General features: G+C 63.3%; 30 protein-coding genes and 2 pseudogenes. 22 read left to right on the top strand and 10 right to left on the bottom strand.

What is annotated here, in order from left to right:
- From AB0H22_RS16930 to AB0H22_RS16905, 6 genes and pseudogenes are all read left to right on the top strand, one after another.
- Positions 1-991, top strand: a pseudogene (locus AB0H22_RS16930) (ammonium transporter); the annotation flags it as partial.
- 27 nt (positions 992-1,018) lie between these two features.
- Positions 1,019-1,357, top strand: a complete 339-nt coding sequence (locus AB0H22_RS16925; protein WP_005056967.1) for a P-II family nitrogen regulator — start codon at positions 1,019-1,021, stop codon at positions 1,355-1,357.
- Between the two features lie 20 nt (positions 1,358-1,377).
- Entirely contained in the window at positions 1,378-3,756 is a 2,379-nt protein-coding gene (locus AB0H22_RS16920) for a [protein-PII] uridylyltransferase (protein ID WP_180748122.1), read from the top strand.
- Between the two features lie 113 nt (positions 3,757-3,869).
- Positions 3,870-5,441 carry a signal recognition particle protein gene (gene ffh / locus AB0H22_RS16915; RefSeq protein WP_180748121.1) on the top strand — a complete coding sequence of 524 codons (1,572 nt, stop codon included), beginning with the start codon at positions 3,870-3,872 and terminating at the stop codon, positions 5,439-5,441.
- Between the two features lie 7 nt (positions 5,442-5,448).
- Positions 5,449-6,531 carry an amidohydrolase family protein gene (locus AB0H22_RS16910; protein WP_358147448.1) on the top strand — a complete coding sequence of 361 codons (1,083 nt, stop codon included), beginning with the start codon at positions 5,449-5,451 and terminating at the stop codon, positions 6,529-6,531.
- 10 nt (positions 6,532-6,541) lie between these two features.
- The gene (locus tag AB0H22_RS16905) at positions 6,542-6,799 is read left to right on the top strand and encodes a hypothetical protein (RefSeq protein ID WP_358147446.1); all 258 of its coding nucleotides are present in this window, start codon (positions 6,542-6,544) and stop codon (positions 6,797-6,799) included.
- Here the strand turns inward: AB0H22_RS16905 and AB0H22_RS16900 are convergent.
- On the bottom strand, positions 6,796-7,659 hold the full coding sequence (locus tag AB0H22_RS16900; protein ID WP_358147443.1) for a D-alanyl-D-alanine carboxypeptidase family protein: 864 nt from the start codon (positions 7,657-7,659) through the stop codon (positions 6,796-6,798). The two genes, AB0H22_RS16905 and AB0H22_RS16900, sit on opposite strands and share 4 nt — an antisense overlap.
- Before the next feature lie 76 nt (positions 7,660-7,735).
- Here AB0H22_RS16900 and AB0H22_RS16895 point away from each other — a divergent pair, with 76 nt between their 5' ends.
- Positions 7,736-8,755, top strand: a complete 1,020-nt coding sequence (locus tag AB0H22_RS16895) for an LLM class flavin-dependent oxidoreductase (protein WP_358147515.1) — start codon at positions 7,736-7,738, stop codon at positions 8,753-8,755.
- Here the strand turns inward: AB0H22_RS16895 and AB0H22_RS16890 are convergent.
- A complete protein-coding gene (locus tag AB0H22_RS16890; RefSeq protein ID WP_358147441.1) occupies positions 8,752-9,159 on the bottom strand; it encodes a PaaI family thioesterase in 408 nt (135 codons plus the stop codon). The genes AB0H22_RS16895 and AB0H22_RS16890 overlap by 4 nt on opposite strands.
- Positions 9,160-9,170: 11 nt before the next feature.
- Here AB0H22_RS16890 and AB0H22_RS16885 point away from each other — a divergent pair, with 11 nt between their 5' ends.
- From AB0H22_RS16885 to trmD, 5 genes are all read left to right on the top strand, one after another.
- Positions 9,171-9,608, top strand: coding sequence for a nuclear transport factor 2 family protein (locus tag AB0H22_RS16885; protein WP_180748116.1), 438 nt, complete (start codon positions 9,171-9,173; stop codon positions 9,606-9,608).
- 243 nt (positions 9,609-9,851) lie between these two features.
- Positions 9,852-10,328 (top strand): 30S ribosomal protein S16, encoded by a 477-nt coding sequence (gene rpsP, locus AB0H22_RS16880; protein ID WP_180748115.1) that lies wholly within the window; start codon positions 9,852-9,854, stop codon positions 10,326-10,328.
- An 8-nt stretch (positions 10,329-10,336) separates the two neighbouring features.
- Complete coding sequence (locus tag AB0H22_RS16875) at positions 10,337-10,579, top strand: RNA-binding protein (RefSeq protein WP_005081564.1); 243 nt, start codon at positions 10,337-10,339, stop codon at positions 10,577-10,579.
- A gap of 5 nt (positions 10,580-10,584) precedes the next feature.
- Entirely contained in the window at positions 10,585-11,112 is a 528-nt protein-coding gene (gene rimM, locus AB0H22_RS16870) for a ribosome maturation factor RimM (RefSeq protein ID WP_358147396.1), read from the top strand.
- A 10-nt stretch (positions 11,113-11,122) separates the two neighbouring features.
- Positions 11,123-11,851 (top strand): tRNA (guanosine(37)-N1)-methyltransferase TrmD, encoded by a 729-nt coding sequence (gene trmD / locus AB0H22_RS16865; RefSeq protein ID WP_180748113.1) that lies wholly within the window; start codon positions 11,123-11,125, stop codon positions 11,849-11,851.
- On the opposite strand, the gene AB0H22_RS16860 is transcribed toward trmD, so the two are convergent.
- A complete protein-coding gene (locus AB0H22_RS16860) occupies positions 11,798-12,703 on the bottom strand; it encodes a hypothetical protein (protein ID WP_358147394.1) in 906 nt (301 codons plus the stop codon). The two genes, trmD and AB0H22_RS16860, sit on opposite strands and share 54 nt — an antisense overlap.
- A gap of 291 nt (positions 12,704-12,994) precedes the next feature.
- On the opposite strand from AB0H22_RS16860, the gene rplS reads away from it, so the two are divergent.
- Genes rplS through AB0H22_RS16840 form a run of 4 tightly spaced genes read left to right on the top strand, consistent with a single transcriptional unit; the run spans position 12,995 to position 15,213 of the window.
- Entirely contained in the window at positions 12,995-13,336 is a 342-nt protein-coding gene (gene rplS, locus AB0H22_RS16855; RefSeq protein ID WP_180748111.1) for a 50S ribosomal protein L19, read from the top strand.
- 16 nt (positions 13,337-13,352) lie between these two features.
- Positions 13,353-14,219: a signal peptidase I gene (gene lepB, locus AB0H22_RS16850; protein ID WP_358147392.1), complete on the top strand. Its 867-nt coding sequence runs from the start codon at positions 13,353-13,355 to the stop codon at positions 14,217-14,219.
- A 9-nt stretch (positions 14,220-14,228) separates the two neighbouring features.
- Positions 14,229-14,897: a ribonuclease HII gene (locus AB0H22_RS16845; protein WP_358147390.1), complete on the top strand. Its 669-nt coding sequence runs from the start codon at positions 14,229-14,231 to the stop codon at positions 14,895-14,897.
- A gap of 10 nt (positions 14,898-14,907) precedes the next feature.
- Positions 14,908-15,213, top strand: coding sequence for a DUF2469 domain-containing protein (locus AB0H22_RS16840; protein WP_180748108.1), 306 nt, complete (start codon positions 14,908-14,910; stop codon positions 15,211-15,213).
- Between the two features lie 29 nt (positions 15,214-15,242).
- On the opposite strand, the gene AB0H22_RS16835 is transcribed toward AB0H22_RS16840, so the two are convergent.
- From AB0H22_RS16835 to AB0H22_RS16820, 4 genes are read right to left on the bottom strand one after another with little or no spacing between them, the layout of a single operon-like run.
- Entirely contained in the window at positions 15,243-15,659 is a 417-nt protein-coding gene (locus tag AB0H22_RS16835; RefSeq protein WP_358147387.1) for a hypothetical protein, read from the bottom strand.
- 10 nt (positions 15,660-15,669) lie between these two features.
- Positions 15,670-15,957: a hypothetical protein gene (locus AB0H22_RS16830; protein ID WP_358147385.1), complete on the bottom strand. Its 288-nt coding sequence runs from the start codon at positions 15,955-15,957 to the stop codon at positions 15,670-15,672.
- 41 nt (positions 15,958-15,998) lie between these two features.
- Positions 15,999-16,304: a GlsB/YeaQ/YmgE family stress response membrane protein gene (locus tag AB0H22_RS16825; RefSeq protein WP_078287540.1), complete on the bottom strand. Its 306-nt coding sequence runs from the start codon at positions 16,302-16,304 to the stop codon at positions 15,999-16,001.
- A gap of 54 nt (positions 16,305-16,358) precedes the next feature.
- Complete coding sequence (locus AB0H22_RS16820; protein ID WP_180748105.1) at positions 16,359-16,601, bottom strand: CsbD family protein; 243 nt, start codon at positions 16,599-16,601, stop codon at positions 16,359-16,361.
- A gap of 229 nt (positions 16,602-16,830) precedes the next feature.
- Here AB0H22_RS16820 and AB0H22_RS16815 point away from each other — a divergent pair, with 229 nt between their 5' ends.
- Positions 16,831-17,541, top strand: coding sequence for a TetR/AcrR family transcriptional regulator C-terminal domain-containing protein (locus AB0H22_RS16815; protein ID WP_180748104.1), 711 nt, complete (start codon positions 16,831-16,833; stop codon positions 17,539-17,541).
- Here the strand turns inward: AB0H22_RS16815 and AB0H22_RS16810 are convergent.
- Positions 17,538-18,191 (bottom strand): TetR/AcrR family transcriptional regulator, encoded by a 654-nt coding sequence (locus AB0H22_RS16810; RefSeq protein WP_180748103.1) that lies wholly within the window; start codon positions 18,189-18,191, stop codon positions 17,538-17,540. The genes AB0H22_RS16815 and AB0H22_RS16810 overlap by 4 nt on opposite strands.
- Positions 18,192-18,357: 166 nt before the next feature.
- Between AB0H22_RS16810 and AB0H22_RS16805 the strand changes: the two genes are divergently transcribed.
- The 5 genes and pseudogenes from AB0H22_RS16805 to AB0H22_RS16785 form a co-directional block, all read left to right on the top strand.
- Positions 18,358-19,170, top strand: coding sequence for a hypothetical protein (locus AB0H22_RS16805; RefSeq protein ID WP_358147382.1), 813 nt, complete (start codon positions 18,358-18,360; stop codon positions 19,168-19,170).
- 5 nt (positions 19,171-19,175) lie between these two features.
- The gene (locus tag AB0H22_RS16800; protein ID WP_358147378.1) at positions 19,176-20,549 is read left to right on the top strand and encodes a cytochrome P450; all 1,374 of its coding nucleotides are present in this window, start codon (positions 19,176-19,178) and stop codon (positions 20,547-20,549) included.
- Between the two features lie 146 nt (positions 20,550-20,695).
- Positions 20,696-20,935 (top strand): hypothetical protein, encoded by a 240-nt coding sequence (locus AB0H22_RS16795; protein WP_180749639.1) that lies wholly within the window; start codon positions 20,696-20,698, stop codon positions 20,933-20,935.
- Positions 20,936-21,041: 106 nt separating this feature from the next.
- Positions 21,042-21,404: a YraN family protein gene (locus tag AB0H22_RS16790; protein WP_180748101.1), complete on the top strand. Its 363-nt coding sequence runs from the start codon at positions 21,042-21,044 to the stop codon at positions 21,402-21,404.
- Position 21,405: 1 nt separating this feature from the next.
- Positions 21,406-21,657, top strand: a pseudogene (locus tag AB0H22_RS16785) (magnesium chelatase domain-containing protein); the annotation flags it as partial.
- A 1,952-nt stretch (positions 21,658-23,609) separates the two neighbouring features.
- Here the strand turns inward: AB0H22_RS16785 and AB0H22_RS16780 are convergent.
- Both AB0H22_RS16780 and AB0H22_RS16775 read right to left on the bottom strand, forming a co-directional pair.
- Complete coding sequence (locus AB0H22_RS16780) at positions 23,610-23,750, bottom strand: helix-turn-helix domain-containing protein (RefSeq protein ID WP_358147512.1); 141 nt, start codon at positions 23,748-23,750, stop codon at positions 23,610-23,612.
- 3 nt (positions 23,751-23,753) lie between these two features.
- A complete protein-coding gene (locus AB0H22_RS16775) occupies positions 23,754-24,140 on the bottom strand; it encodes a hypothetical protein (RefSeq protein WP_358147376.1) in 387 nt (128 codons plus the stop codon).
- Positions 24,141-24,214 lie beyond the last annotated feature (74 nt).

Genomic DNA, 24,214 nt, shown 5'->3' with positions numbered 1-24,214 from the left:
CGACGGTGTTTGTGGCGTTCCAGTTGATGTTCGCGATCATCACGGTGGCTCTGATCTCGGGTGCGGTGGCGGATCGGTTGAAGTTCGGGTCCTGGCTGCTGTTCTCGGGGTTGTGGGTCACGGTGGTCTACTTCCCGGTCGCGCACTGGGTGTTCGCGTTCGACGGTGCCTCTGCGGAGAAGGGCGGATGGATCGCTAACCAGCTCAAGGCAATCGACTTCGCCGGCGGTACCGCGGTGCATATCAATGCCGGTACCGCGGGCTTGGTGCTCGCCCTTATCCTGGGTAAGCGCCGGGGTTGGCCCGGGACTCCGATGCGGCCGCATAATCTGCCGTTCGTGATGCTGGGTGCCGGGCTGCTGTGGTTCGGTTGGTACGGGTTCAACGCCGGATCGGCCACCAGCTCCAACGGTTTGGCAGGCTCAACCTTCGTCACCACCACCGTGGCCACCGCGGCCGCGATGCTCGCCTGGCTGCTCACCGAACGTGTCCGTGATGGGCACGCCACCTCGTTGGGTGCGGCGTCGGGCATAGTCGCTGGCCTGGTAGCCATCACCCCGTCCTGTTCTTCGGTGAATGTTCTTGGCGCCCTTGCCATTGGAACCATCGCGGGCATTCTGTGCGCGTTGGCCGTCGGGCTCAAGTACCGGTTGGGATTCGACGATTCCCTGGACGTGGTGGGCGTGCATCTGGTCGGCGGCATCGTCGGCACGTTGCTCATCGGATTGTTCGCCGCGCCCGAGACGGGTGCGGGGGTCGCCGGCTTGTTCTACGGCGGAGGACTAGAACAGTTGTGGCGCCAAGGCGTTGGTGCCGGGGCGGTTCTACTCTATTCGGCGATAGGCACGACTATCGTTGCCTTTATCGTGAAGTACACCATTGGCCTGCGCATCAGCGACGAGGGAGAGGCGGCTGGCGCCGATGAATCCCAACACGCTGAAGGCGCATACGACTTTGTCGCACTGGGAAGTGGCTCGGTTATCGGCCGCCACACCAGCGGCAGGGAGGAATGAGGGACATGAAGCTGGTCACCGCGATCGTCAAGCCGTTCACGCTGGAAGATGTCAAGACTGGTCTGGAACAGGCAGGCATCCTCGGCATGACGGTCAGCGAGGTGCAGGGCTACGGCCGGCAGAAGGGTCACACCGAGGTGTACCGCGGCGCTGAGTACTCGGTGGATTTTGTGCCGAAGGTTCGCGTCGAGGTGGTGGTGGACGATAGCGCCGTCGACAAGGTGGTGGAGGTCATCGTGACCGCCGCACGCACCGGCAAGATCGGCGACGGCAAGGTATGGGTGAGCCCCGTGGACTCGGTGGTGCGGGTGCGCACCGGCGAGCGGGGCGCCGATGCCCTTTAACCGCATAGGACGGTAATCACATGGGCGCCGCAACGGACCTCGTGGCCGCTAGGGCGCAGCTGCTCGGTGATAGTGCTCGGCTTAGCGCGGGCGCGATTCGCGAGGCGATGTCCGACCTCAATGAGCTGTGGCTGACCGCCAAGGCCGCCGAGGTCGGTATCACCGACTCCAGTGGATTTGCCATCGTGGCACTTGGTGGCTTGGGTCGGCGTGAGATGCTGCCGTACTCGGATCTGGATCTGGTGCTGCTGCACGACGAGGACATAACGTCGGACACTCTTAGCGAGGTCGCGGACGGATTGTGGTATCCATTGTGGGACGCCAATATTCGGCTCGATCACAGTGTTCGTACCGTGGCCGGGACCTTGCACGTCGCCAGCGAGGAGATGTCAGCCGCGTTGTCGCTGCTGGATGCCCGGCATATCGCCGGCGATGCCCAGTTGTCGAGCCTGCTAATCGGCGGGGTGCGGCAGCAGTGGCGTTCGCAGATCCGGACCCGGCTCGACGAACTGGTCGACTACACCCAGGCGCGGTGGCGGCGCAGCGGCGAGATCGCACACCGTGCCGAACCCGACCTGAAGTCCGGTCGCGGCGGCCTGCGTGATGTACAGCTGTTGCGCGCGTTGGCCATTGCCCAGCTCACCGATAGTGGACTCGAGAAGTCATTCGACGGCGCACATACCGTCATCCTGGATGTCCGCACCGAACTGCATCGTGTCGCCGGGCGGGAACGGGATCAGCTGCTGGCCCAGTTCGCCGATGAGATCGGCGCGGCGCTGCGCGTCGGCGATCGGTTCGACCTGGCCCGGCTGCTATCCGATGCGGCGCGCACCATTAGTTACGCGGTGGACGTAGGGCTGCGCACTGCTGCTAATTCGATTCCTCGACGGGGTATTTCAGTCTTGCGGCGCACCGTCCGGCGTCCCATCGACGAGGGTGTGGTGGAACATGCCGGGGAGGTGGTGCTGGCCCGAGATGCTCGCCCGGAACGCGACCCCTCGCTGGTTCTGCGAGTGGCGGCGGCGTCGGCGACCTCCGGTCTGCCGATCTCCGCGTCCACGCTAGGTCGCCTCGCCGAATCGGCTCCCGAGCTCCGCACACCGTGGCCGCGAGAGGCGCTCAAGGATCTGCTGGTGCTCCTGGAGGCCGGTCGTCCTGCGGTGGCCACCATCGAGGCGCTGGATCGAACCGGATTGTGGGGCAGACTTTTCCCTGAGTGGGGTGCGGTGCGAGACCTGCCGCCGCGGGACATCGTGCACATCTGGACCGTCGACCGGCATCTGGTCGAGACGGTGGCTCAGGCGAGCGCCTTCACCACCAGGGTCTCCCGTCCTGATCTGCTGGTTCTCGGCGCGCTGGTGCACGACATCGGTAAGGGCCGCGGCGGTGACCACAGCGTGGTCGGTGCGGACCTGGCCGTACAGATCGGCACCCGGTTGGGATTGTGGCCCTCTGATGTGGAGCTGCTGTCGAAGATCGTGCGCTATCACCTGCTGCTGCCCAACACCGCGACGCGGCGTGACCTGGCGGACCCGGAAACCATTGACGCCGTGGTCAATACGCTCGGTGGTGACCTGCTTCTGCTCGAGCTGCTACAGCAGCTTGCCGAGGCGGATTCGCTGGCCACCGGCCCGGGGGTGTGGGGTGACTGGAAGGCATCGCTGATCGGCGAGCTGGTGCGCAAATGCCGGATGGTGATGCGCGGCGAGCAGCTGCCCGAACCCGATCCGATTGACCCGGAACTGCTTTCGTTGGCCACCGACGGAAGCGTTCAGGTACGGCTGGTGCCTGCCGGGTCGCCCCATATGTACATCGTCAGCATGATCGCGCCCGATCAACGGGGGCTGCTCTCGAAGGCTGCCGGGGTGCTGTCATTGAACTCGTTGCGAGTGTTCTCTGCCTCGGTGGCCAGCCATGCCGGATCGGCCATCAACACCTTCGAGGTGTCGCCGCGGTTCGGAACACCTCCGGCGGCCGGGCTGCTGCGCCAGCAGTTGATCTCGGCGCTCGACGGGGATACTGACATCATCGCGGCGCTTGATGAACGTGAACGTGAGGCCGCGCAGTTCGGAACGGGCCTCGTCGGGGATTCGACTCCCGCGGTCCCCACCAACTACGCGCCCGCACCACCACGCATCCGATGGTTCGAGCCCGCCGGGAACGCCGATCTGCAGATCGTGGAGATCCGCACCTCCGATGCGCTGGGGCTGCTGGCACGCATCACCGCAACCCTGGAACGGCACGGGGTGGATATCGCGTGGGCCAAGGTCAACACCCTCGGCTCTTCGGTGGTCGACACCTTCTGCCTCAGCACCGGTCCCGAGCAGGCCGTGCTGGAGGCGGCCATCGCCTCGGTACTCCCGGCGACCGCACCCCAGCCGAAGAAGGCCGCGAGCTAGGTCGCTGTGTCGACACGCCGCCTTGTGGCGGACACGTGCGATACGAACCCGCCGCTATGCGGCGTGTCGGCGGTTAGACAGTGCCGATATTCCCGCCAGCTAGGCTGATCAACGTGTTTGAATCGCTGTCTGACCGGTTGACCGATGCCCTTGCCGACTTGCGGGGCAAGGGCCGACTGTCCGACGCCGACATCGACGCGACCTGCCGGACCATCCGACTGGCCCTGCTGGAAGCCGATGTCGCGCTGCCCGTCGTGCGTACCTTCATCGGCCGCATCAAGGACCGCGCCAAGGGGGCCGAGGTCTCCGGCGCGCTGAACCCGGCGCAGCAGGTAGTGAAGATCGTCAACGAGGAGCTCGTCGGCATCCTCGGCGGGGAAACTCGCCAGCTGGCCTTCGCGAAGACTCCGCCGACCGTCGTCATGCTTGCCGGTCTGCAAGGTGCCGGTAAGACGACGCTCGCCGGAAAGCTCGCTAAATGGCTTAAGGGACAAGGGCATACGCCGCTGCTGGTGGCCTGCGACCTACAACGCCCAGGCGCCGTCAACCAGCTTCAGGTGGTGGGTGAGCGTGCCGGGGTCCAGGTGTACGCCCCGCACCCGGGGACCGCGGATGGTGGCCTGGAGGTCGGCTCGCTGATCGGCGATCCCGTCGCGGTGGCCCGAGACGGTCTGGCGCATGCCAAGGCTCAGCATTTCGACGTGGTGCTCGTCGACACCGCCGGTCGTCTCGGTATCGATACCGAACTGATGGACCAGGCGGCCCGCATTCGTGATGCCGTCGACCCCGATGAGGTGCTGTTCGTTCTCGACGCCATGATCGGTCAGGACGCGGTGAGTACCGCCGAGGCCTTCCGCGCGGGCGTCGGTTTCACAGGTGTGGTCCTCACCAAGCTCGACGGCGATGCCCGCGGTGGCGCCGCGCTCTCGGTGCGCGAGATCACCGGCACCCCGATCCTGTTCGCGTCGACCGGCGAAAAGTTGGAGGACTTCGATGTCTTCCATCCCGATCGGATGGCGAGCCGCATCCTGGGGATGGGCGACCTACTGTCCCTCATCGAGCAGGCCGAACAGCATTTCGATGCCGAACAGTCCCTGGCTGCGGCCGAGAAGATCACCTCGGGAGAGCTGACGCTCGAGGACTTCCTGGAGCAGATGCTCGCGATCCGCAAGATGGGGCCCATCGGCAACTTGCTGGGCATGCTGCCCGGTGCCGGCCAGATGAAGGACGCGCTGGCTGCCGTCGACGACAAGCAGCTCGACCGGGTGCAGGCGATCATCCGCGGCATGACCCCCATCGAGCGGGCCGACCCGAAGATCATCAACGCCTCCCGGCGGCTGCGGATCGCCAACGGTTCCGGAGTTGCGGTCTCGGAGGTCAATCAGCTTGTCGACCGATTCTTCGAGGCGCGCAAGATGATGGCCTCGATGGCGGGCCGCATGGGCATGGGCGCCCTCAACCGCAAGAGCAACCGCAAGGGCGGCAAGAACACCAAAAAGGGCAAGAAGGGCTCACGGGGTCCAACACAGCCGAAGATTCGGGGCGGCCTCCCGGGTATGCCTCCGGGTATGGCGGGGATGCCCCCAGGATTTCCCGACCTCTCTGCGATGCCCGAGGGACTGGGCGAACTACCGCCCGGCCTGGCCGATATCGACATCTCGAAGCTGAAGTTCCCGAAGAATTGATCGTGACGTGCCCCCGCTGCATCTCAGGGGACTGACACTCCCGTCGGAAGAACCCATCGATCTGTGGGTACATGACGGCGTCATCAGTCTGGAACCGATCGCGGGCGCCGACACCATCTTCGGTGCCGACGGGTGGGGCGGCTGGCTGCTTCCGGGGCTTGTCGACGCGCACTGCCACGTCGGGGTCGGTCCGCACGGCCCGACCTCGCTGGAGGAAGCGGTCGCGCAGGCCGAGGCCGAGCGCGGGGTGGGCGCACTGCTATTGCGTGACGCCGGATCCCCGGTGGACACCCGCGGCTTCGATGAGCGAGAAGACCTGCCGCGGATCATCCGTGCGGGCCGGCATCTGGCCAAACCCAAGCGATACATCCCCGGATTGCCCATCGATATCGAGGACGAATCGCAGCTCCCGGAGGCCGTAGCGCTGCAGGCGAGTTGGGGCGACGGTTGGGTGAAACTGGTAGGGGACTGGATCGACCGTTCCGTCGGCGACCTGGCGCCGCTGTGGTCGGACGAGATACTCACGCGGGCCATCGACGCCGCGCACGCCAACGGTGCCCGTGTCACCGCGCATGTCTTCGGCGAGGACGCGCTACCGGGTCTGATTCGCGCCGGGATCGATTGCATCGAGCATGGCACCGGGCTGACCGATGACACTGTCGCGCTGATGGTCGAGCACGGCACGGCCCTAGTGCCGACCGTCATCAACATCGAGAACTTCCCAGGAATCGCCGATTCCGCGGCGAAGTACCCGGTCTACGCCCAACACATGCGTGACCTGTACGCGGGCCTGCACACGACCTTCGGCAACGCCCACGATGCCGGAATCCCGATCTACGCGGGCACCGATGCCGGCGGAGGGATTGCGCACGGTCGCATCGCCGATGAAGTAGCGGCCCTGACGCGCGTCGGTATGAGTCCCACCGACGCGTTGGGTGCCGCATCCTGGCGGGCCCGCGAATGGCTGGGCCATCGCGGCCTGGAGCACGGTGCACCCGCCGATCTGATCGGCTACCGCGAGGACCCGCGCACCGGGCCGGATGTGCTGTCGCGGCCGGACCTCATCGTGCTACGCGGCCAGGTTCGATAGAGTCGCCGTCATGCGTTTTGCTATGGCGTTGGTGGCGGGCCTGGGTCTGGTGATGGTCGCACCGACCGCGATTGCCCGGGCCGAGACGGTTTGCGCCGAGTTCAACACCATGGATGAGGCAGGCAAGCTGGCCGCCGTCCAGGAAGCCGCTGCCGAAGGCAGCGTCGTCGCTCAGCTCTCTGCCAAGGATGCCGTCTCGCTGGCCATCGCTATGTGTCGGGTACGCACCTCCGAGACGGTGACCCAGGTACTCAACTCCAAGGTTTAAAGCGAGCCGACGCCGACCTGACCGTCATTGACGAAGCCCCAGTCGAACAGGCTCGCGGCGTGATCCCAGTAGGTGGGGCCGCCCTCGCGTACCAGGCCATACATCATCACGACGACCAGCCGCTTGCCGTCCCGCTCGGCGGCCACGACATAGGTCTTGCGGGCGATATCGGTGAAGCCGGTCTTACCGCCGAGCACGCCGGGATAGCGGTACAGCAGCTCGTTCTGGTTGTGCAGCACGCGGCCGGGGAAATCGGCGGCCGGCTGCCGGGTGATCTCCGCGAACACCGGATTGGCCAGTGCCGCACGGAAAATCACGGCCAAATCGCGCGGGGTGGTGCGCATGTCCATACCCGGCGCGTCCAGTCCGGAGGGGGAGGCGGTGTGCGTTCCGGTAGCACCGAGCGCCGCCGCCTTCGCGTTCATCTTCTCGGCGGCCGCCTCACGACCGCCCAGCATGTGTGCCAACGTGTTGGCGGCGTCGTTGCCGGACTCGAGCAGCGCGCCCTCCAGCAGATCGTGCGTGGTGTACGTCTGTCCTGCCTTGATGCCGACACAGTTGCACTCGGCCTTCGCGTCGGCGGGGTCGGCGACGACCGCGGCATCCAGGGGCAGCTCGTCGAGCGCCGTCAGCGCCAACAGCACCTTGATGGTGCTCGCGGGGGCGTGCGAGGCGTAGGGCTCGCGGGCGGCGAGGATTTGGCCGGAGTCCAGATCCGCCACCAACCACGCCTGCGCCGGCCCCTCGGGCGGTGGCGCCGCTGTATCCGCGTGGGCGACATCAGGGACCGCGAGGGTGAAAAACAGGGCGCTGAGCACCACGAATACGCGGTGGCGAAGGGATGGCGGCAGGGAAGACATTGGCTCCGAGACTAGCGCGGCGGACATGGGGAACATAACCGGACTGCGGTCCGTTTATGCAGTCATGACGAATCAAGTGCAGTTTGGTTTGGACACCTTCGCCGATATCCCCGCCGGGATGACCAATCCGGAAGCGATCCGTGCCGTGGTGGAGGAAGGGGTGCGCGCCGACCAGGTTGGCGTCGACATCTTCGCCATCGGGGAGCATCACCGCACCGAATTCGTGGGGGAGTCCCCGGAGATGATGCTGGCCGCGATCGCCGCCCGCACCGAGCGGATCACACTTGCAACCGCCGTGACGGTGCTCAGCACCGACGACCCGGTGCGGGTGTATCAGCGGTTCGCGACTCTCGACGGAATCTCCAATGGTCGCGCCGAGGTGGTGCTCGGTCGGGGCTCGTTCACGGATTCCTTTCCGCTGTTCGGATACGACCTCGCCGACTACGACGAACTCTTCGAGGAGAAGTTCGATCTCTTGGCCAAACTGCTGCCAGGGGATCCGGTGACGTGGTCGGGGAAGCTGCGTTCCTCGTTGGACGGCGTGGATGTGTTCCCGAAAACTGCCGATGGCCTGCGTGCGTGGGTAGGGGTGGGCGGCTCGCCGCAATCGGTGGTACGCAGCGTGCGGTACGGCATACCGATGATCTTGGCGATCATCGGCGGCAACCCCATGCGGTTCGAGCCCTACGTGGATCTCTACCGTCGCGCCCAACGCGAGCTTGGGGTCACCGAAGCGATGCCGCTGGGGATTCACAGTCCGGGGCATATCGCCGAATCCGACGAGGATGCGATCGCGCAGTATTGGCCGGGGTTCCGGGAACTGCGCACCACGATCGGGCGTGAGCGTGGCTGGCAGCCCCCGCGGTACGAGGAGTACCTGGCCGAGGTGAAGTCCGGCTCGCTGTATGTCGGTTCGCCCGACACCGTGGCGGCCAAGATGGCCAAAACCATTCGCGGTCTGGGTGCCGACCGGTTCGGTCTGGTGTACCAGGCCTCGCAACCCGGGCTGGGCATGCAGAACGTCGAGCTGTACGGCACCGAAGTTATTCCGCGTGTACGGGAACTGTTGGCCCGCGACGAGGCCGGCGCGGCCTAAGCGAAGCTGTAGGTGGCCAGCGCCTTGGCAATGACCTGGCCACCTGCGTCGCTCACCGTGATCTCGCAGGCGCACAGCCGCTTTCCGCGACGAATCACCTGGCCGACCGCTGTCAGGTCGCTGGCGTTGGCGGGAGCCACATAGTCGACGGTGAGGGATGCGGTGGATCCGCCCGGCTTCTCGGGCACCACGTCATCGGCCCAGGCGGCCGCCATGGCCGCGGTATCGGCGAGGGTGGCGATCGCGCCGCCGTGCACCGTCTGGCCCAGCGTCACAAGCTCGGGTCTGAACGGCATGGTGAGCACCGCGCGGTCGTTGCCGACTTCGGTAAGGGCGATTCCCAGATGCTGACACAGCGGCGAGTTCGGGACGAATTGCGCAATGATTGCGGTCCGAGTGGGCATGCTCACAAGCTATGACATCCGCGTGGACCCTCGACGAAGTTTCCGATCGCCTGCAGATCCAACAGCTGCTGGTCGACTATGCGACCGCCATCGACACCCGCGAGTTTGATGACCTGGACGAGGTGTTCACAAACGACGCGTACATCGACTATCGCGCGATGGGTGGCGTCGATGGGGAGTATCCGGACGTCAAAGCGTGGTTGGCGGAGGTGCTGCCGGCCTTCCCGATGTACGCGCACATGCTCGGAAACATCTCGATCCGATTCGATGATGAGGAACGAAGCTCGGCAACCGTGCGCAGCCTCTGCTTTAACCCGATGGTGCCGGGCGGCGACACCGAACAGGTGCTCTTCCTGGGGCTTTGGTACGACGACGCGGTGGTGCGGACACGCCATGGCTGGCGGCTCACGCGACGCGTCGAGACGAAATGCTTCAACCGGTTGGTCTGACCTCGTCGACCGCCTGACGCCGTCGACACGCCGTGTTGTGGTGGACAGATGCGATACGAACCCGCCGCTATGCGGCGTGTCGACGCGATTTGGCCTGGTAGGCCCCGTTCTGGCAGAATGGCGAACCGTCCGTCACGCGGTTCCAGCCGTCGGCGGTCAGACCCACGCGAGGCAAAACCGGATCGTGCATTCCGCACGCATCGCCGAATTGCCGCGTGATACCTCAAGGAGAAGCAGTAGCTCATGGCTGTCAAGATCAAGCTCGCCCGTCTCGGGAAGATCCGCAACCCGCAGTACCGCATCACGATCGCTGACGCGCGTACCCGCCGGGAAGGCCGCGCCATCGAGGTGATCGGCCGGTACCACCCGAAGGAAGAGCCAAGCCTGATCGAGATCGATTCCGAGCGCGCGCAGCACTGGCTGTCTGTTGGCGCGCAGCCGACCGATCCCGTGCTGGCCCTGCTGAAGATCACCGGCGACTGGCAGAAGTTCAAGGGTCTGCCCGGCGCAGAGGGCACCCTGAAGGTCAAGGAGCCCAAGACCAGCAAGCTGGACCTGTTCAACGCCGCCCTGGCCGCGGCCGACGGCGCCCCCACCAGCGAGGCCATCCAGCAGAAAAAGAAGAAGGCCCCCAAGAAGGCTGAGGAAACCGCTGAGGCCGAGGCTCCCGCGGAAGCCGCGGAGGCTCCTGCTGAATCCACTGACGCCGCAAGCGAATAGGACCACAGATGAGTTCTGTCGTGGTCGATGCCGTTGAGCATCTGGTGCGGGGAATCGTCGATAACCCCGACGATGTCCGCGTTGACCTGGTGACGAACCGGCGCGGCCGCACCGTGGAGGTGCACGTCCATCCCGATGATCTCGGCAAGGTGATCGGCCGGGGTGGGCGCACCGCCACCGCATTGCGCACGCTTGTCGCGGGCGTCGGCGGCCGCGGGATCCGCGTCGACGTGGTGGATACCGACCGGTAGCTCCGATGGAGCTTGTGATCGGGCGTATCGCCAAGGCGCACGGTGTCACCGGCGAGCTGTCGGTCGAGATCCGTACCGACGATCCAGACGGGCGTTTCTCCGTCGGTTCGGTACTGAGTGGTCGGCTGCGCGGTGGTGGCACTCGCGAGTTCGTCATCGAATCAGTGCGCGAGCACAGCGGGCGGCTGCTGGTCAGATTCGCCGGAGTATCTGATCGTGATGCCGCAGATGCGCTGCGAGGCACCCTTTTCACCGTGGACACCGTCGATCTGCCCCCAATTGACGATCCCGACGAGTTCTACGACCATCAGCTTGAAGGCCTCACGGTGCGTACTCAGGACGGGACCGTTATCGGAACTGTTTCTGAGGTACTGCACACCCCGGGCGGCGAATTGCTTGCGGTGAAGTCCCGGAACGGGGACAAGCACGGCGAGCTTCTGGTGCCGTTCGTCTCCGCGATCGTCACGTCGATCTCGCTGGCGGACAAGGTGATCGAGATTGATCCGCCCGAGGGACTGCTGGAACTGTTGTGAGGATCGTGGCGTGAAAATCGATATCGTCACGATCTTCCCCGACTACCTGCAGCCAGTGCGGCAGTCGTTGCCGGGCCGGGCCATTGATGCCGGACTGGTCGATGTCGCGGTGCATGATCTGCGGCGCTGGACGCGCGATGTGCACAAGTCGGTCGACGATTCGCCGTACGGCGGCGGGCCCGGCATGGTGATGAAGCCGACGGTCTGGGGCGAGGCTCTGGACGAGATCTGCACGCCGGAAACACTTTTGGTGGTCCCGACGCCCGCCGGATATCCGTTCACGCAGGAGACCGCCCGACAGTGGTCCACCGAGGATCATCTCGTGATCGCGTGCGGGCGGTACGAGGGCATCGACCAACGGGTCGCCGATGATGCCGCGACCCGGATGCGGGTGCGCGAGGTGTCGATTGGTGACTACGTGCTCAACGGCGGCGAGGCCGCCGCCCTGGTGATCATCGAATCGGTATTGCGATTGGTTCCGGGTGTGCTGGGCAATGAGCTTTCCGCCGTTGATGATTCACACTCTGCGGGACGGGAGAGCCTGCTGGAGGGGCCGTCGTACACCAGACCGCCGAGCTGGCGGGGGATTGACGTCCCGCCGGTGCTGCTATCGGGTGATCACGCCAAGGTGGCGGCGTGGCGGGCCGAACAGTCGCGTCGGCGTACTGCCGAGCGGCGCCCGGACTTACTCGGCCTCGATCCGTCCGCCGGGGAACATGGTGGAGACAGCCTGAGTTAGCGTGTTGCGCGCTGTGACGTCGTTGGCGGTCTGCAGTGATGACACCACCACGATGAATCGCCGATCGGGGCCCACCATACCGGTCGAAAGGTGCATCCACGCCGATCCCACACAGCACATCCAGCCCTGCTTCACAGCGACGGGTTCACCGGGAATGCCGTCCGGAATCCCGAAACGCTGTGGGTAGCCGTCGATACCGTTCGGCGTCGAGCGGGCCAGGTCGTCGACAATGATGTTCGCGCGCTCGGGAGGCAATCCGCCCGCACCGGAGAGCAGCATGTCGTAGTACTGCACCAGGTCATTCGCGGTGCTGATGGTGTTCCACCACATCCCGTCGGAGGGCACCCTGGTGGAGCCCAGGCCGTACCGCGCGGCGACCCGGGTGATGATCGAATTGCCGCCACCGCGTTGCCAGAAGATCTCCGCAGCGCTGTCATCGGAGGACTGCAGCATCCTGTCGAAGGAGGCGCGGTCCGCGGGCGTGAGGGTGACCTCGCCGGTCGATTCCCGCATCAGCAGATCGTCGGCGATGAACAGCTTCGCCACCGAGGCGATGGCGATGGTGCTGTTGTTTCCGTTGGACACGATGGCGCCGGAGGCGCGGTCCTTGATCACCGCGGTCAGCGTTGCGCCGGCATTCCGAGCCTGCGTGGTCGCTGCGGTGGTGCGCTCGGGCAGGGCCTCGAAGGATGAGGGGCTCTCCACCGCGAATACGGGCGGTGGTTCGGCCGGAGCGCTCACGACTGCCAACACCGGTGTGGCTGGATCACTGCGTACCGATGCCATACATCCAGAGCTCAGCGCGGCTACTGAGGCGAGCGTGAGGCTCGCAAACAGGAACTGGCCGCGCATGACGTGGACCCCCTCTGCGGTCAGTCTCTGGATTTGTTACCGATGTGGCAGGTGTGCCGGTCACGGTAGCTTACTAGTACGGCCACATACCCGCTGACTGGAGCCTCCCACGGGGATCCCCGTGGGAGGCGATTTCACTGCAAGGGGCTGTGTCTGGCACAATTAGCGAGCTGTCTGCCGCCGTTCGGCAGACCCAGACAGAACTTAAGCAACATTGATCGGCCGAGGTGCATTTCCTTATGCGACCCGGCCGCGCGACTTAAGTCGAGAGACCAAGAGGGAAGTACACCGATGAACACGCTGGACTTTGTCGATCAGGCGTCGTTGCGCCAGGACGTGCCTGACTTCCGTCCCGGCGACACCGTCAATGTGCACGTCAAGGTGATCGAGGGCTCCAAGGAGCGCGTCCAGGTCTTCAAGGGCGCCGTGCTGCGTCGCACGGGTGGTGGCGTGGGTGCCACCTTCACCGTCCGCAAGGAGAGCTACGGAGTCGGCGTTGAGCGCACCTTCCCGGTGCACTCGCCGAACATCGACCACATCGAGATCGTCACCCGTGGTGCGGTCCGTCGCGCCAAGCTGTACTACCTGCGCGAGCTGCGCGGTAAGAAGGCCAAGATCAAGGAGAAGCGCTGACCGAGTCGGCGCTTTCGTGACAGCACCGGTATCGGGCGAATCGGAGTCATCCGAGACATCCGCGCAGCCCCCCGCCGACACTTCCGAAGCCGAACCAGCCGCTGAGACGTCATCCGCAGCATCGTCGTCCGACGACGAAGGCAGTGGATCCGGGATGCTCAAAGAGGTCGGCGTTCTACTGTTGATCGCCCTGGTGCTGTACTGCGTCACGCAGAACTTCATTGCTCGGCCGTATCTCATTCCTTCGGAGTCGATGGAACCGACCCTGCACGGATGCCGCGGTTGCACCGGCGATCGGATCATGGTCGACAAGATCGTGTTCCGGTTATCCGATCCGACCCCCGGCGACGTGGTCGTGTTCAAGGGTCCGCCCGAGTGGAACGGCAACTACCGGTCGATCCGGTCGTCGAACACCGCGACCCGGTACGTGCAGAACACACTGTCCTTCATCGGCGTGGTGCCCCCGGACGAGAACGACCTGGTGAAACGTGTCATTGCGACCGGCGGGCAGAACGTGGAATGCCGTCCGAACACCGGCCTGACCGTGGACGGGAAGAAGCTGAACGAGCCCTACCTCGATCCGGAGACCATCGGTCCCAACACCGATGGGTGCTGGGGTTTCCCGTTCGGTCCGGTCAAGGTGCCGGAGGGCAAGCTGTGGATGATGGGGGACAACCGCACGCATAGCGGTGACTCGCGTGCGCACTGCCAGAGCCGCGACCGCGACGCCGGACCCGATGTCGAGATCGAGCGCAAGGTCTACTGCACCGGCGACCCGAATATCGGAACGGTGCCGGTGGATAACGTCATCGGCAAGGCGCGATTCATCGCGTGGCCCCCCGCGCGGTGGGGCGGCGTCTCATCGGTGAACCCCCAAAACTAGTTTCACGGTATGACCAGCTGGCCGCCACGCACGGTGATTCGCAAGGCCTCCGGACTGCGAACCCTCGAATTGACGCTCGACAGAGTCGGTTTAGGCCCGGTCGCCGGAGTCGACGAGGCCGGGCGTGGGGCGTGTGCGGGACCGTTGGTGATCGCCGCCTGTGTGCTTGGTTCTAATCAGCGGAAAAGCCTTGCCGCGCTCGATGACTCGAAGAAGCTCTCCGAAAAGATGCGCGAGACGCTGTTTCCGCTGATCTGCCGGTACGCCGAGGCGTACCACGTGGTGTCGGTGCCCGCTGAAGAGGTGGACCGCATCGGTGTGCATGTGGCCAATATCGAAGGAATGCGCCGGGCGGTGGCAGGCCTGGGCGTCAAGCCTGGATATGTGTTGACGGACGGATTCCGGGTACCGGGGTTGCCGGTGCCGTCCCTGCCGGTAATCGGTGGTGACGCCTCCGCGGCATGCATCGCGGCGGCCAGCGTGCTGGCTAAGGTGAGCCGGGACAGGGTGATGGTGGCGATGGATTCGGACCACCCCGGGTACGGATTCGCGGTGCACAAGGGGTACAGCACGGCCGTCCATACCGAGGCGTTGCACCGGCTGGGACCGTCTGCTCAGCATCGACAGTCGTTCGTCAATGTCCGCAATGCGGCGTTGGGGAGTTCACAGGGGGGATAATGGGAAGCCTATGAGTGCTGAAGACCTCGAAAAATACGAAACCGAGATGGAACTCTCGCTGTATCGCGAGTACAAGGACATCGTCGGGCAGTTCAGCTACGTGGTGGAGACCGAGCGAAGATTCTACCTGGCCAACAGCGTCGAGGTGATTCCGCGGAATACCGAGTCCGAGGTCTACTTCGAACTGCGACTCTCCGATGCCTGGGTGTGGGACCTCTTCCGACCCGCGCGCTTCGTCAAGCATGTGCGGGTAATCACCTTCAAGGACGTCAACATCGAAGAGGTCGATAAGCCTGAGCTGCGCCTACCGGAGTAAGTCACGGTAGACGCAGCTCCGGATGTGGCTTACGGGATGCTGACGCAACCTACGTTGTCGACACAGCCCGCCCCGCCGCCGGGGCCACCGTGACCGCCGCCCACGCCGGGGATGTTGCCCCCGCCGCCTTCGGGTCCGCCGCCGCCGGTAGGACCACCCGGGATGCTGCCACTGCCGCCTTCGGGTCCGCCGCCTCCGGTCGGGCCGCCGGGGATCGCACCGGATCCGCCCTCGGGACCGCCGCTACCGGTCGGGCCGGGCGCCGGGGTGCCTTCGGGTGCGCTGCTGGGCACCGGGGTGGTCGTGGTGGTTGTTGTGGTGGTCGTCGTCGTACTGGTACTTGTCTGTCCGCCGTCGGTGCTGGTGCCGCATCCGGCGAGTGCTGTGCCGAGCACGATAACACATCCGGCAAATACCTTGGCAGACTTGGCTGTTCGTATTTTCATCTGATGCTCCCTAAACGTGTGGGGCTTCTTTGATCTTGCTGTTCTCGTTGCCCAGCGTCTTGCAATAGACGGCAGAGGAGTTCCGTGCCGCCATCGTCTGCAGACCGCTGGGGTCCTGTTGGTTCTCGTCCTTCAGCATCTTGGTGACGGCCTCGTTCTGCGTGCCCTCGTCCTGAGTGAGGAATTCCTTGCATGTGGTGTCGCCACCCTGGTTGATCACGCTGGAACAGCCCGCCAGCGATATCGCTGCGATGGTGCCGACGGTCACTGCGAGCTTCTTCGATATGGACGGAATCACTAGGGCCCCTTCTGTTGTGGACTGGCGGAACTTCCTGTTACTCATCGCCGACCGCTGACGAGGCGCACGAGAAACAAGAGAATGCATGCGCCCGCCAACGCGGTGACGAATGTCAGAACCCAGCCGAAACCGTAGGTGCCGACGTCGAGCAGGTTCAGCAGGAATCCGCCCAGCAGCCCGCCCACGATGCCCACCACGATGTTGAGCAGGAGCCCTTGCTGGCCGTCGGTGCCCATGATCTTGCTGGCCACCCATCCGGCGATCCCGCCGATGACGATCCATCCGATCCAGCCGATGCCAAAGCCAAGGTGGGCTGCCGCAACATCAGCGGCCATAGGTGAAATCATTTGTGGTTTCCTGATTCTCGTTGGAGTGGGGGCGGGCTGCTGTGACGATCTGCGCTACTTCTCGGCGTCTTCGCGAGCCTGATGCACGGCAGCCTCGGCGCGGGCCTTTTCTGCCGCGGCTTCCTTGGCGGCTACCTCGCGCTGAGCCTCGGCCTTGTCCTGCTGTGCCTGGCCTTCGCGCTCCAGCGACTCGTCGTCCGTGAGCTTGCCGAAGGCCTCCTTGGCCTTGCCCTTGACATCCTCGACGACGCCCTTGATGCCGGCCTCGATACCGCTGTCCCTGTTGTCATCGCTCATATGTCGCTCCTTTTCAGTGCGTGTGCGGTGAAACCGCTTACGCCGCCTCGTGATGAGGCAACAGAATCCACCGTAGCAGAGTTGCGTACTACGTAAACTACTCTGTAAACAAACCGGTGCTGGTCAGGGGTTTAGCCGACGGAGGTACCTTCTTGTGGACGGCGAAGCCGCCACGGGAGTGCCGTCATGGCCTGAGCCCAGATATGTACGGTGGGAGTGACGGACGCATATGGACGAGACGGAAAACCGAGCAGGCGCCGGTAGCGCCGAGGGTCGCAAGCCGCGCTCGCTGACCCGCGCCGAGATCCTCGATACCGCGATCGCGTTGGTGGATCAGGAGGGGTTGGATCAACTGACGATGCGGCGGCTCGGCGCGGCATGCGGAGTCGAAGCGATGGCTCTGTACCGCCATGTGCACGGCCGCCAGGATCTGCTCGGCGGAGTTGTCGATCACCTCGTCGAAAAGCTCTACGACGACCAGCTTGCTGCCCGGCGGCAGGAAGACGGGTGGCAGGACTATCTCGTCAGGCTCGCGCATGGGGTGCGGGCCATCGCCATCGAGCATCCGCATCTGTTCCCGACATTGGCAACGCGGCCGCCGGAGGCGCCGTGGGTTCGCCCACCGTTGCGAAGCATGAAGTGGATGGAAACCTTCTTGGACACCCTGATCTCGTATGGCTTCGACGACCGCACCGCCGTCACCGCCTACCGGGCGTACACCACCTTCCTGCTTGGCCAACTATTGCTGGAGGTGTCTGCACGCGGAGCCTCGCTGAGCCCAGTCGAGGATGAACTGCCGGAGAAGACCCTGCAGAGCCTGTCGAACTACCCGAACCTGCGGCGGATGCAGAAGCAACTCAGTGAAGACCACGGCGCAACGGAGTTCGAAGAGGCACTCGAATCGCTGCTTGACCGCCTCGAGAGCGGCGCACCGCGCTAGTGCTGTCGACGGGGCGTGCCCAGTAGATGCTCGACCACCCGCCGGATGTATTGCTCTACCTCGACGGGACGGGCCTTCTGGTAGGCGGGATCCGGGACCAGCACCAGCGACATCACCGTTCGGATAAGGACGTCTGCCACAAAATCTGCGTCGGGAGCGGGCAGCGGGTCCTGGAGCTGGGAATCCTGTAGCAGCGTGGAGATGAATGCGCGCCCGAGCTCTTGGCCGGGTGGTTCCAGGTCGCGCCACATCCGGACGATCTCCTGCGGTTCGGCGCGGATAATCCATTGCAGAGCAGGAATTTTCGAAGCGCTATCGACCATTCGGGTGGCCACCGCGGTGGCCCGGCGCACGGACGTGTCGGTCTTCTCCGCGTATCCGGTGATGTCACGGAGGGCCTTGGTGATCTCACGACGGTAGGCGATGTCGATCAAGTTCTGTTTGGAACCAAAGCGGCGGAAGACCGTCATCCGCGACAGATGTGCGCGCTCGGCGACCATATCGACGGTCAGTCGTTGCTCTCCGCAGATTCCGAGCACTTCGACCGTTGCCTCGAGGATTCGGATATCCGAGGCCGGGAGGTCGGACGGGTCCTCAGCGATTGCCGCGGCAACGACGTCTGGCCAATTCATCGCACCGGTATCGGGCATGTGCTCGATGATCCCACCCCCCTCCGGTCGGCTGCGGGGCCATGCCGACAGTTTGGGTATTGACTAATGTGACTCAATTGATAACGATAGTAACATGATATTGATTGAAAAAGCTTCGACCTGGGTTTTTAGTGCATCGGGCGTACTACTTCCCGGGGAGGGCGGCATGCCGGTCGCACCGGAGCTTCATGCGAATCAGGTCGTTGCTTGGGTTTCGATTGCGCTGGCGTACGGGGGAGCCGTCGCGGCCTTGATCTGGGCGGTGTGGAAACTCTTGAAGCACAAGGAGATGCTTCCGCTAGTGCTGCTGGGGGCGGGGTTGATCGCCGCCAATATCGAGCCGTTGGGGGATCTGGTGGGATCGATCGTCTACGCCAATGACACTCCATGGTTCGGCTACACCGTGATGGGCCGGCGCATGCCGGCGTGGATTCTCGTTGGTGCGTCCTCGTACGTCGCGATCGGCGGGTACATCGCCTATCGCTATATCCAGCAAGGCCGATCCCTGCGTGACATCTTCATGCTCTCGGCGGTATACGTCGGCATTCCGGAGATCGTGATCGAGATGGTTTGGCATTTCACGGGAGTCATTTCCTATTACGGTGACAACCCGACCCGCGTCGGAGGGATTCCGCTGTACTCCATCGTGCAGAACACCACGCTGCTGCCTGTGTACGGCATCGTCATCTTCTACGCAGCGAGATACCTCAAGGGCGCCCGGCTCTGGCTCCTGCTTCTTCTGATTCCGGCGACCACCATCGGGTACATCGTCGGCGTGAGCTGGCCCGCGTACCAGGCCGTGCAGTCTTCAGCCCCGGCTCCGGTGACCTGGATCGCGGCGGTCGCGGTGATGGCGACCTCGGTGTTGGCGACGTATCTGCTGCTGCAGATACCCGAGCTACGACAGATTCGCGAGACGGCAAGCAGGACAATGCATACCCAGCATCGGCGGCCGTCGCGGGAGGTATCGGCAGCATGAATTCGATGATTGTCAGTCCCGTCGATGTGGGCAATCTGCCCGTCCCGCCGGGCCCCTCAGGTATCGGCGGTGCAAACGCTCTGGCGCGACTGATCCGCGACCCGTGGCGCTACCCGCTGGAGCTGACCAAGAAGTTCGGCGATATCGTCTCGGTCCCAACACCGTTCGTGAAGACGGTGTACATCAGTCATCCGGACTGGATCGATCACGTACTGGTGAAGAACCCGGACCGGTACCGGCGGTCGGACATGGTCGCCAAGCAGATGGTGCCGCCGAAACTTGGCCACAACTTCTTCGCGTTCGCCGATGACCAAGAGTGGCAACGGGGCCGGTCCCTTTACCGGCCGAGCTTCACCCAGAAGAACCTCGCCGAACTTGGGGACTTGTTCACCGAGTCGGTAACCGAACAGGTGGAAAGTTGGGCGCCGGCGGCCGGCGGCGGGGACGGCCATATCGATATCGAAGAGAAAACCCGCAAGCTGGCATTGATCGTGTTGTTCAATGCGATGTTCGACGAGTACTTGTCTTCGCGCATGTTGGAAGCATCAGTCACGAAGAACGCGATTAGCTTTGGGATGCTCGCGACGACGGCCCGTGTTGCCATGTATTCGTTACCGTCGTGGATTCCCCGGCCATTTCAGCGGCGCATGGATTCGATGCTGGAGATGATCATGGGCGGTGCCGATCAGCTCATCGAGATGCGCCGTCGCCATCCCACGGAGCGCACGGACATCCTCAACCTGCTCATCGACGCGAAGTATGACGACGGCACACCGCTGGAAAACGACAAGATCGCCGTCGAAATCGCCGGAATGATTGTTGGAGGTCATGAGACCACGGCGGCTGCGTTGGCATGGACCTTCGCCTTGGTGTCCGGCCATCCCGAGATCGAACGACGGCTCATCGACGAAGTCGATGCATTGGGTGGAAAACCTGTGACGGTGGCCGATATGGCGAGTCTGCCGCTGGCACGCGCATGCTTCGACGAGGCCCAGCGCCTCCAAGGCGGGTTGGTCATCAACCCCAAGACGGCGCTGGTCGACGACGAAATGGGTGGATTCCGGATCGCGGCAGGGACAACGATCCTGTATTCCTCCCTTGCGATGCAACGAGATCCGCGATTCTGGCCCGAACCGGATCGATACAACCCGGACCGGTTCTTGAACAACGAGGCCGACCTCCGGGCATTTATCCCGTTCGGGCGAGGCCAGCGGCTATGCCTCGGTATGCGCATGGCGTACATCGAGGCGGTGCTCACCATCGCAAGCGCCTACCAGCGCTATCGTTTCGAACTTCCCGCCGGTTACCAGCCCCGGCATCAGTACCGAATGTCCATGGGTCTGAAGGGCGGGTTACCCGTCAAGATCATCCGGCGTTAGTGGGCACCCACTGGTCGCTGGCAGCAGTAGCGTCGCGCCTGCCGGAACCGCGCTAGTTGAACCCGCATCCCTGGTAGCGAGTCGGTCCCTCTTCGAGTTGCGGAACTCGTGAGTATGTCTAGTCTCTGCTAATGAGTACTTTGCTGCTGCGGGCAATGGTTGTGACGGCGCTGGTGGCCGCCGGGGTGCTTCTGGATTCGCCGAGTGCAACGGTGTCGGCATCTACGGTGCACTGTGAGCCGTCGAAGGCAAGTAAAGCTGTGTGTTCTGCCACCGACGATATCGAGATCAAGTCAGCTCCTAACTCGAAAGATCTGCCCGCGCCTGCTTCGGGCGCGATAGGCAAGGTTGCACCGGTAGTTCATCCGGTCAAGATGTGGAACTAGTGGTGCTCTTTAGTTTGCTTGTGGATGAATGCCGGTTTGTGGATAACTATCGATAGGCATAGCTCGGCAGTGCATTGACGTCGGTGCCCGTAGCGATGGTGGGCTCATGACACATTCTCTGAATCGATCCCAGATCGGGACACGCGGTGAGGATCTAGCCGTCCAGCACCTGGCATCGGACGGATACGGCATCCTTGTTCGCAATTGGCGGTGTCGTTACGGAGAAATCGACATCATCGCGGTAGATGGCGAAGCGGTGGTCTTCGTCGAGGTAAAGACCAGGACCGGTTCGGCTTTCGGGACACCCGCCGAGGCGGTGACCGCCGTCAAGTTGCGTCGGTTGCGCAGACTTGCCGGGCTGTGGTTGGCGGCGCAGCGCGGATCCTGGGCAGCGATCCGGATCGACGTCATCGAGGTCCGATTGCGCGGATACGTGCCGGAGATCACGCATATTCACGGGGTGAGCTGAGATGGCCTTGGGCAGAGCGTATTCCGTGGCGGTGAAAGCGGTGACCGGACAGACCGTTGAGATTGAAGCCGACATCAGCGCTGGGCTGCCGGGTGTGCACCTTGTTGGCCTGCCGGATGCGGCGCTACAGGAATCGCGCGACCGAGTGCGGGCAGCTATCACCAACTGCGGATTCACCTGGCCGTCTGCCCGTTTGACCTTGGCTCTATCGCCTGCGACGCTGCCGAAGATGGGCTCGGTGTACGACCTGTCATTTCGTCGATTAGAACTGTGCTATTTGTCCAGTTCAGATGGGTGACGCGCCGGGTGGGGTGAATGTCTTGTTTTCGCTCATGTGTTTGAGTAGGGTTTTGACTGTTCGAACAGAGACCTACAGCTAGTCACCAACGAAGTATCCCCGTCTCCAAGGTCTGAGGGCGTCCACCTTTCGGTGTGGGGCGTTGGGGTATCCGTGAGTATGAACCGGGTGGACGTGCGTTTCGCCGTCAAGTCATGACTGGTACCGAATATTGTTTGTTTACAGCTGGGCTGATCATGAATCCGGGGAGACTCGGGCGCTTGTGATGTTTATACCGAGTGGGTGTGCGTTTCGCCGCCGAATTGGCCTGGTACCGAATATTGGCACTTAGTGGGGCTCACGCTATCCGTGTGCCCTCATTTGGTGTCTTAAAACCAAAGTAGCTAGCCGCTTATTTAAGCGTGTATCGGGGGAGGTTCTGGCTGGCCCGGTTAGGGCTGTGGGCCAGTTTTGGTGTCTGACCTGCATCAAGTGGGTTGGCTTTAACGTTTGGGGTGGGTAGTTCCCGCTGGATGGAGCGGGGGCGAGTTATAGGTTCGATTCGGGGTTTAGATGGTTTATCAATATGCGGATCTGGTGGCGAAGTCGGTGGCGCAAGCACCGCCACTGTCCGGTGGGCAGATCAACAAGCTGACGGTGTTATTCACGATTAACGGTCAGCCGTCACGTGTGGCGAGCATCGTGGATATGGCTGCTACGTATTTACGCGCAGCAAGTTAACGAAGGAGGGGTCTGATAGTGAACAGTTCTGTCGAAATGGATACGGTAACTAAGCGTCGGCCTGGCCTTAGTCCGCTGCGCAAGATCGGCGGCATACCCGGTAAATATGTCCCGGTGTCTAATGAGTTCGCCCGCGATAGGACAGTGACTGCAGTCGGCAAAGCGGTGATGCTGGATCTGCTGTCTAACGACGAGATCACGTGGCGCGTATCTATCCGGTCGTTGGCACAGAATCTGGGGATGGATCGTAAGACGGTCACGCGAGGTGTGGAGTCGCTGGTGGCTGCTAGATGGCTCGCGGTGCGCGATGACCATTCGGCGTACCTGGTGCATCGGGCGCGTCGGCTGACAGATGAGGAAATCCGCGAGTTCATGGATGAAACGTCGCCTAGCGGTGGCCGAGAAATGGGGCCACCGGTTACGCGGGGTGGTGGAGATATGCCACCGGCCAGTGGTAGAGAAAACGGGCCAGGGGTGGTGGAGAAATGGGACCAGCATGTGGGGGAGAATCGGGACCACATAGAAGACTATGTAGAAGACGAATCTAAGAAGACGAAAATAGAAGCACGTTCAGGCGCGCTAATCTGTCACAGCTGCCATACCCCAAACACGGGACTACCAACAAACACGGACAGCAAAGGAAACACATACTGTCAGTCCTGTCCTCCCTTCTAGCGGATATAGAAAAGACAGCATCGAAAAGGCATAACACTTCACGCAATCCACTTGAATTGAAATTGAAAGTGTGTGGACTGTTTTCGGGTCGGGGAGAGAGGCCCGGATAGGCAGAAGTGTCAGGGCGTGAGCGGCTTTGGGGTGTCCCCCAGGCAGTCGAACAGTGACGTGTTGCGCACGTACCGGGAATCAAACAAACGGACCAAAATCGTCGGGCCCCTGACTTAGGATCTCAAGATGCGCCGTTAAGAACGGGAGGTTTGGTCTTGGTAACCGCTTGGCAAGACACGGGTGAGCTGTGCAAGCGTGGTGCTCGCATTCAGAAGCGCACCGTAACGGACGAAATTGAGCAGCCCGCAGGTGCCGAATGGACCGAGGTTGAGACGCGGTGTTGTCGAGCCTGTGAACTTGAGGACGAGTAGAGCAACGTCGAGCAGCGAGGGGGCTCACAGTATGAGCACCCTTTGGCGATGTGGAGATAGGCCACTGCCCTGCAAGGGAACCGGGGCAGGTCAGGCGGGTTGGGTTTTGTAGTTGTAGACCGTTTGGCGGCTGATGCCGTACTCACGGGCCAACGTGGTGGGCGGTTCGTTGTTGTTCAGGCGTGAGCGCAGCGTGGCGTGTCTTGACCGAGGTTCCGGGGTAACCCCCAGGGGTTACATCGGGCAACTGGCACAGCCGGGACACCATTCCTTCGCGGGTACCCGGCGAGCCTCAGTTAGGGAGCAGGTCGAGCGTGCCGTCTTATGCGTCTCACACAGAGCGAACACCGGGTCGTCGATCTCGAAGGACAGCACCACCTTGTATCGCGCCAGGTTGGCGGCGGTGACTGGCTCTCCGCGTCCGTGATACAGCGGGTTTGTGTCCACGAGGCGAAATCCCTTACGCCATGTGCGCAACTCGCCGACCTGACGGTACGGGGCAGTCCGTGCCCATTCCTTCACATGTGCATCGACCAGAGGGGCTACCGTTTCGATGCACTCTGGACGCCACCGTTGCTGTCGCCTGGTTTCGGGACCGCCGCCAACATCGCCGATAGACATCACAGCAGCGTAGTCACGACGCCACGATTAGTTGGATGATCCTCTGTACTGGCCCGCCTGTCTCAATTCTTTAG

Origin of the sequence: Mycobacterium sp. NPDC050853, from assembly GCF_040653875.1 — a bacterium.
GTDB lineage: Bacteria > Actinomycetota > Actinomycetes > Mycobacteriales > Mycobacteriaceae > Mycobacterium.
Note: the sequence above shows the minus strand (reverse complement) of the source record. Positions and strands in the feature narration are given on the sequence as shown.

Excerpts from the sequence above, each read along its gene's own strand:
- AB0H22_RS16925 (WP_005056967.1), top strand. The coding sequence starts at position 1,019 with ATGAAGCTGGTCACCGCGATCGTCAAGCCGTTCACGCTGGAAGATGTC.
- AB0H22_RS16920 (WP_180748122.1), top strand. The coding sequence starts at position 1,378 with ATGGGCGCCGCAACGGACCTCGTGGCCGCTAGGGCGCAGCTGCTCGGT.
- AB0H22_RS16905 (WP_358147446.1), top strand. The coding sequence starts at position 6,542 with ATGCGTTTTGCTATGGCGTTGGTGGCGGGCCTGGGTCTGGTGATGGTC.
- AB0H22_RS16900 (WP_358147443.1), bottom strand. The coding sequence starts at position 7,659 with ATGTCTTCCCTGCCGCCATCCCTTCGCCACCGCGTATTCGTGGTGCTC.
- AB0H22_RS16890 (WP_358147441.1), bottom strand. The coding sequence starts at position 9,159 with ATGCCCACTCGGACCGCAATCATTGCGCAATTCGTCCCGAACTCGCCG.
- AB0H22_RS16885 (WP_180748116.1), top strand. The coding sequence starts at position 9,171 with ATGACATCCGCGTGGACCCTCGACGAAGTTTCCGATCGCCTGCAGATC.
- rpsP (WP_180748115.1), top strand. The coding sequence starts at position 9,852 with ATGGCTGTCAAGATCAAGCTCGCCCGTCTCGGGAAGATCCGCAACCCG.
- AB0H22_RS16875 (WP_005081564.1), top strand. The coding sequence starts at position 10,337 with ATGAGTTCTGTCGTGGTCGATGCCGTTGAGCATCTGGTGCGGGGAATC.
- rimM (WP_358147396.1), top strand. The coding sequence starts at position 10,585 with ATGGAGCTTGTGATCGGGCGTATCGCCAAGGCGCACGGTGTCACCGGC.
- AB0H22_RS16860 (WP_358147394.1), bottom strand. The coding sequence starts at position 12,703 with ATGCGCGGCCAGTTCCTGTTTGCGAGCCTCACGCTCGCCTCAGTAGCC.
- rplS (WP_180748111.1), top strand. The coding sequence starts at position 12,995 with ATGAACACGCTGGACTTTGTCGATCAGGCGTCGTTGCGCCAGGACGTG.
- AB0H22_RS16845 (WP_358147390.1), top strand. The coding sequence starts at position 14,229 with ATGACCAGCTGGCCGCCACGCACGGTGATTCGCAAGGCCTCCGGACTG.
- AB0H22_RS16840 (WP_180748108.1), top strand. The coding sequence starts at position 14,908 with ATGAGTGCTGAAGACCTCGAAAAATACGAAACCGAGATGGAACTCTCG.
- AB0H22_RS16835 (WP_358147387.1), bottom strand. The coding sequence starts at position 15,659 with ATGAAAATACGAACAGCCAAGTCTGCCAAGGTATTTGCCGGATGTGTT.
- AB0H22_RS16825 (WP_078287540.1), bottom strand. The coding sequence starts at position 16,304 with ATGATTTCACCTATGGCCGCTGATGTTGCGGCAGCCCACCTTGGCTTT.
- AB0H22_RS16820 (WP_180748105.1), bottom strand. The coding sequence starts at position 16,601 with ATGAGCGATGACAACAGGGACAGCGGTATCGAGGCCGGCATCAAGGGC.
- AB0H22_RS16815 (WP_180748104.1), top strand. The coding sequence starts at position 16,831 with ATGGACGAGACGGAAAACCGAGCAGGCGCCGGTAGCGCCGAGGGTCGC.
- AB0H22_RS16810 (WP_180748103.1), bottom strand. The coding sequence starts at position 18,191 with ATGCCCGATACCGGTGCGATGAATTGGCCAGACGTCGTTGCCGCGGCA.
- AB0H22_RS16805 (WP_358147382.1), top strand. The coding sequence starts at position 18,358 with ATGCCGGTCGCACCGGAGCTTCATGCGAATCAGGTCGTTGCTTGGGTT.
- AB0H22_RS16800 (WP_358147378.1), top strand. The coding sequence starts at position 19,176 with ATGATTGTCAGTCCCGTCGATGTGGGCAATCTGCCCGTCCCGCCGGGC.
- AB0H22_RS16790 (WP_180748101.1), top strand. The coding sequence starts at position 21,042 with ATGACACATTCTCTGAATCGATCCCAGATCGGGACACGCGGTGAGGAT.
- AB0H22_RS16775 (WP_358147376.1), bottom strand. The coding sequence starts at position 24,140 with ATGTCTATCGGCGATGTTGGCGGCGGTCCCGAAACCAGGCGACAGCAA.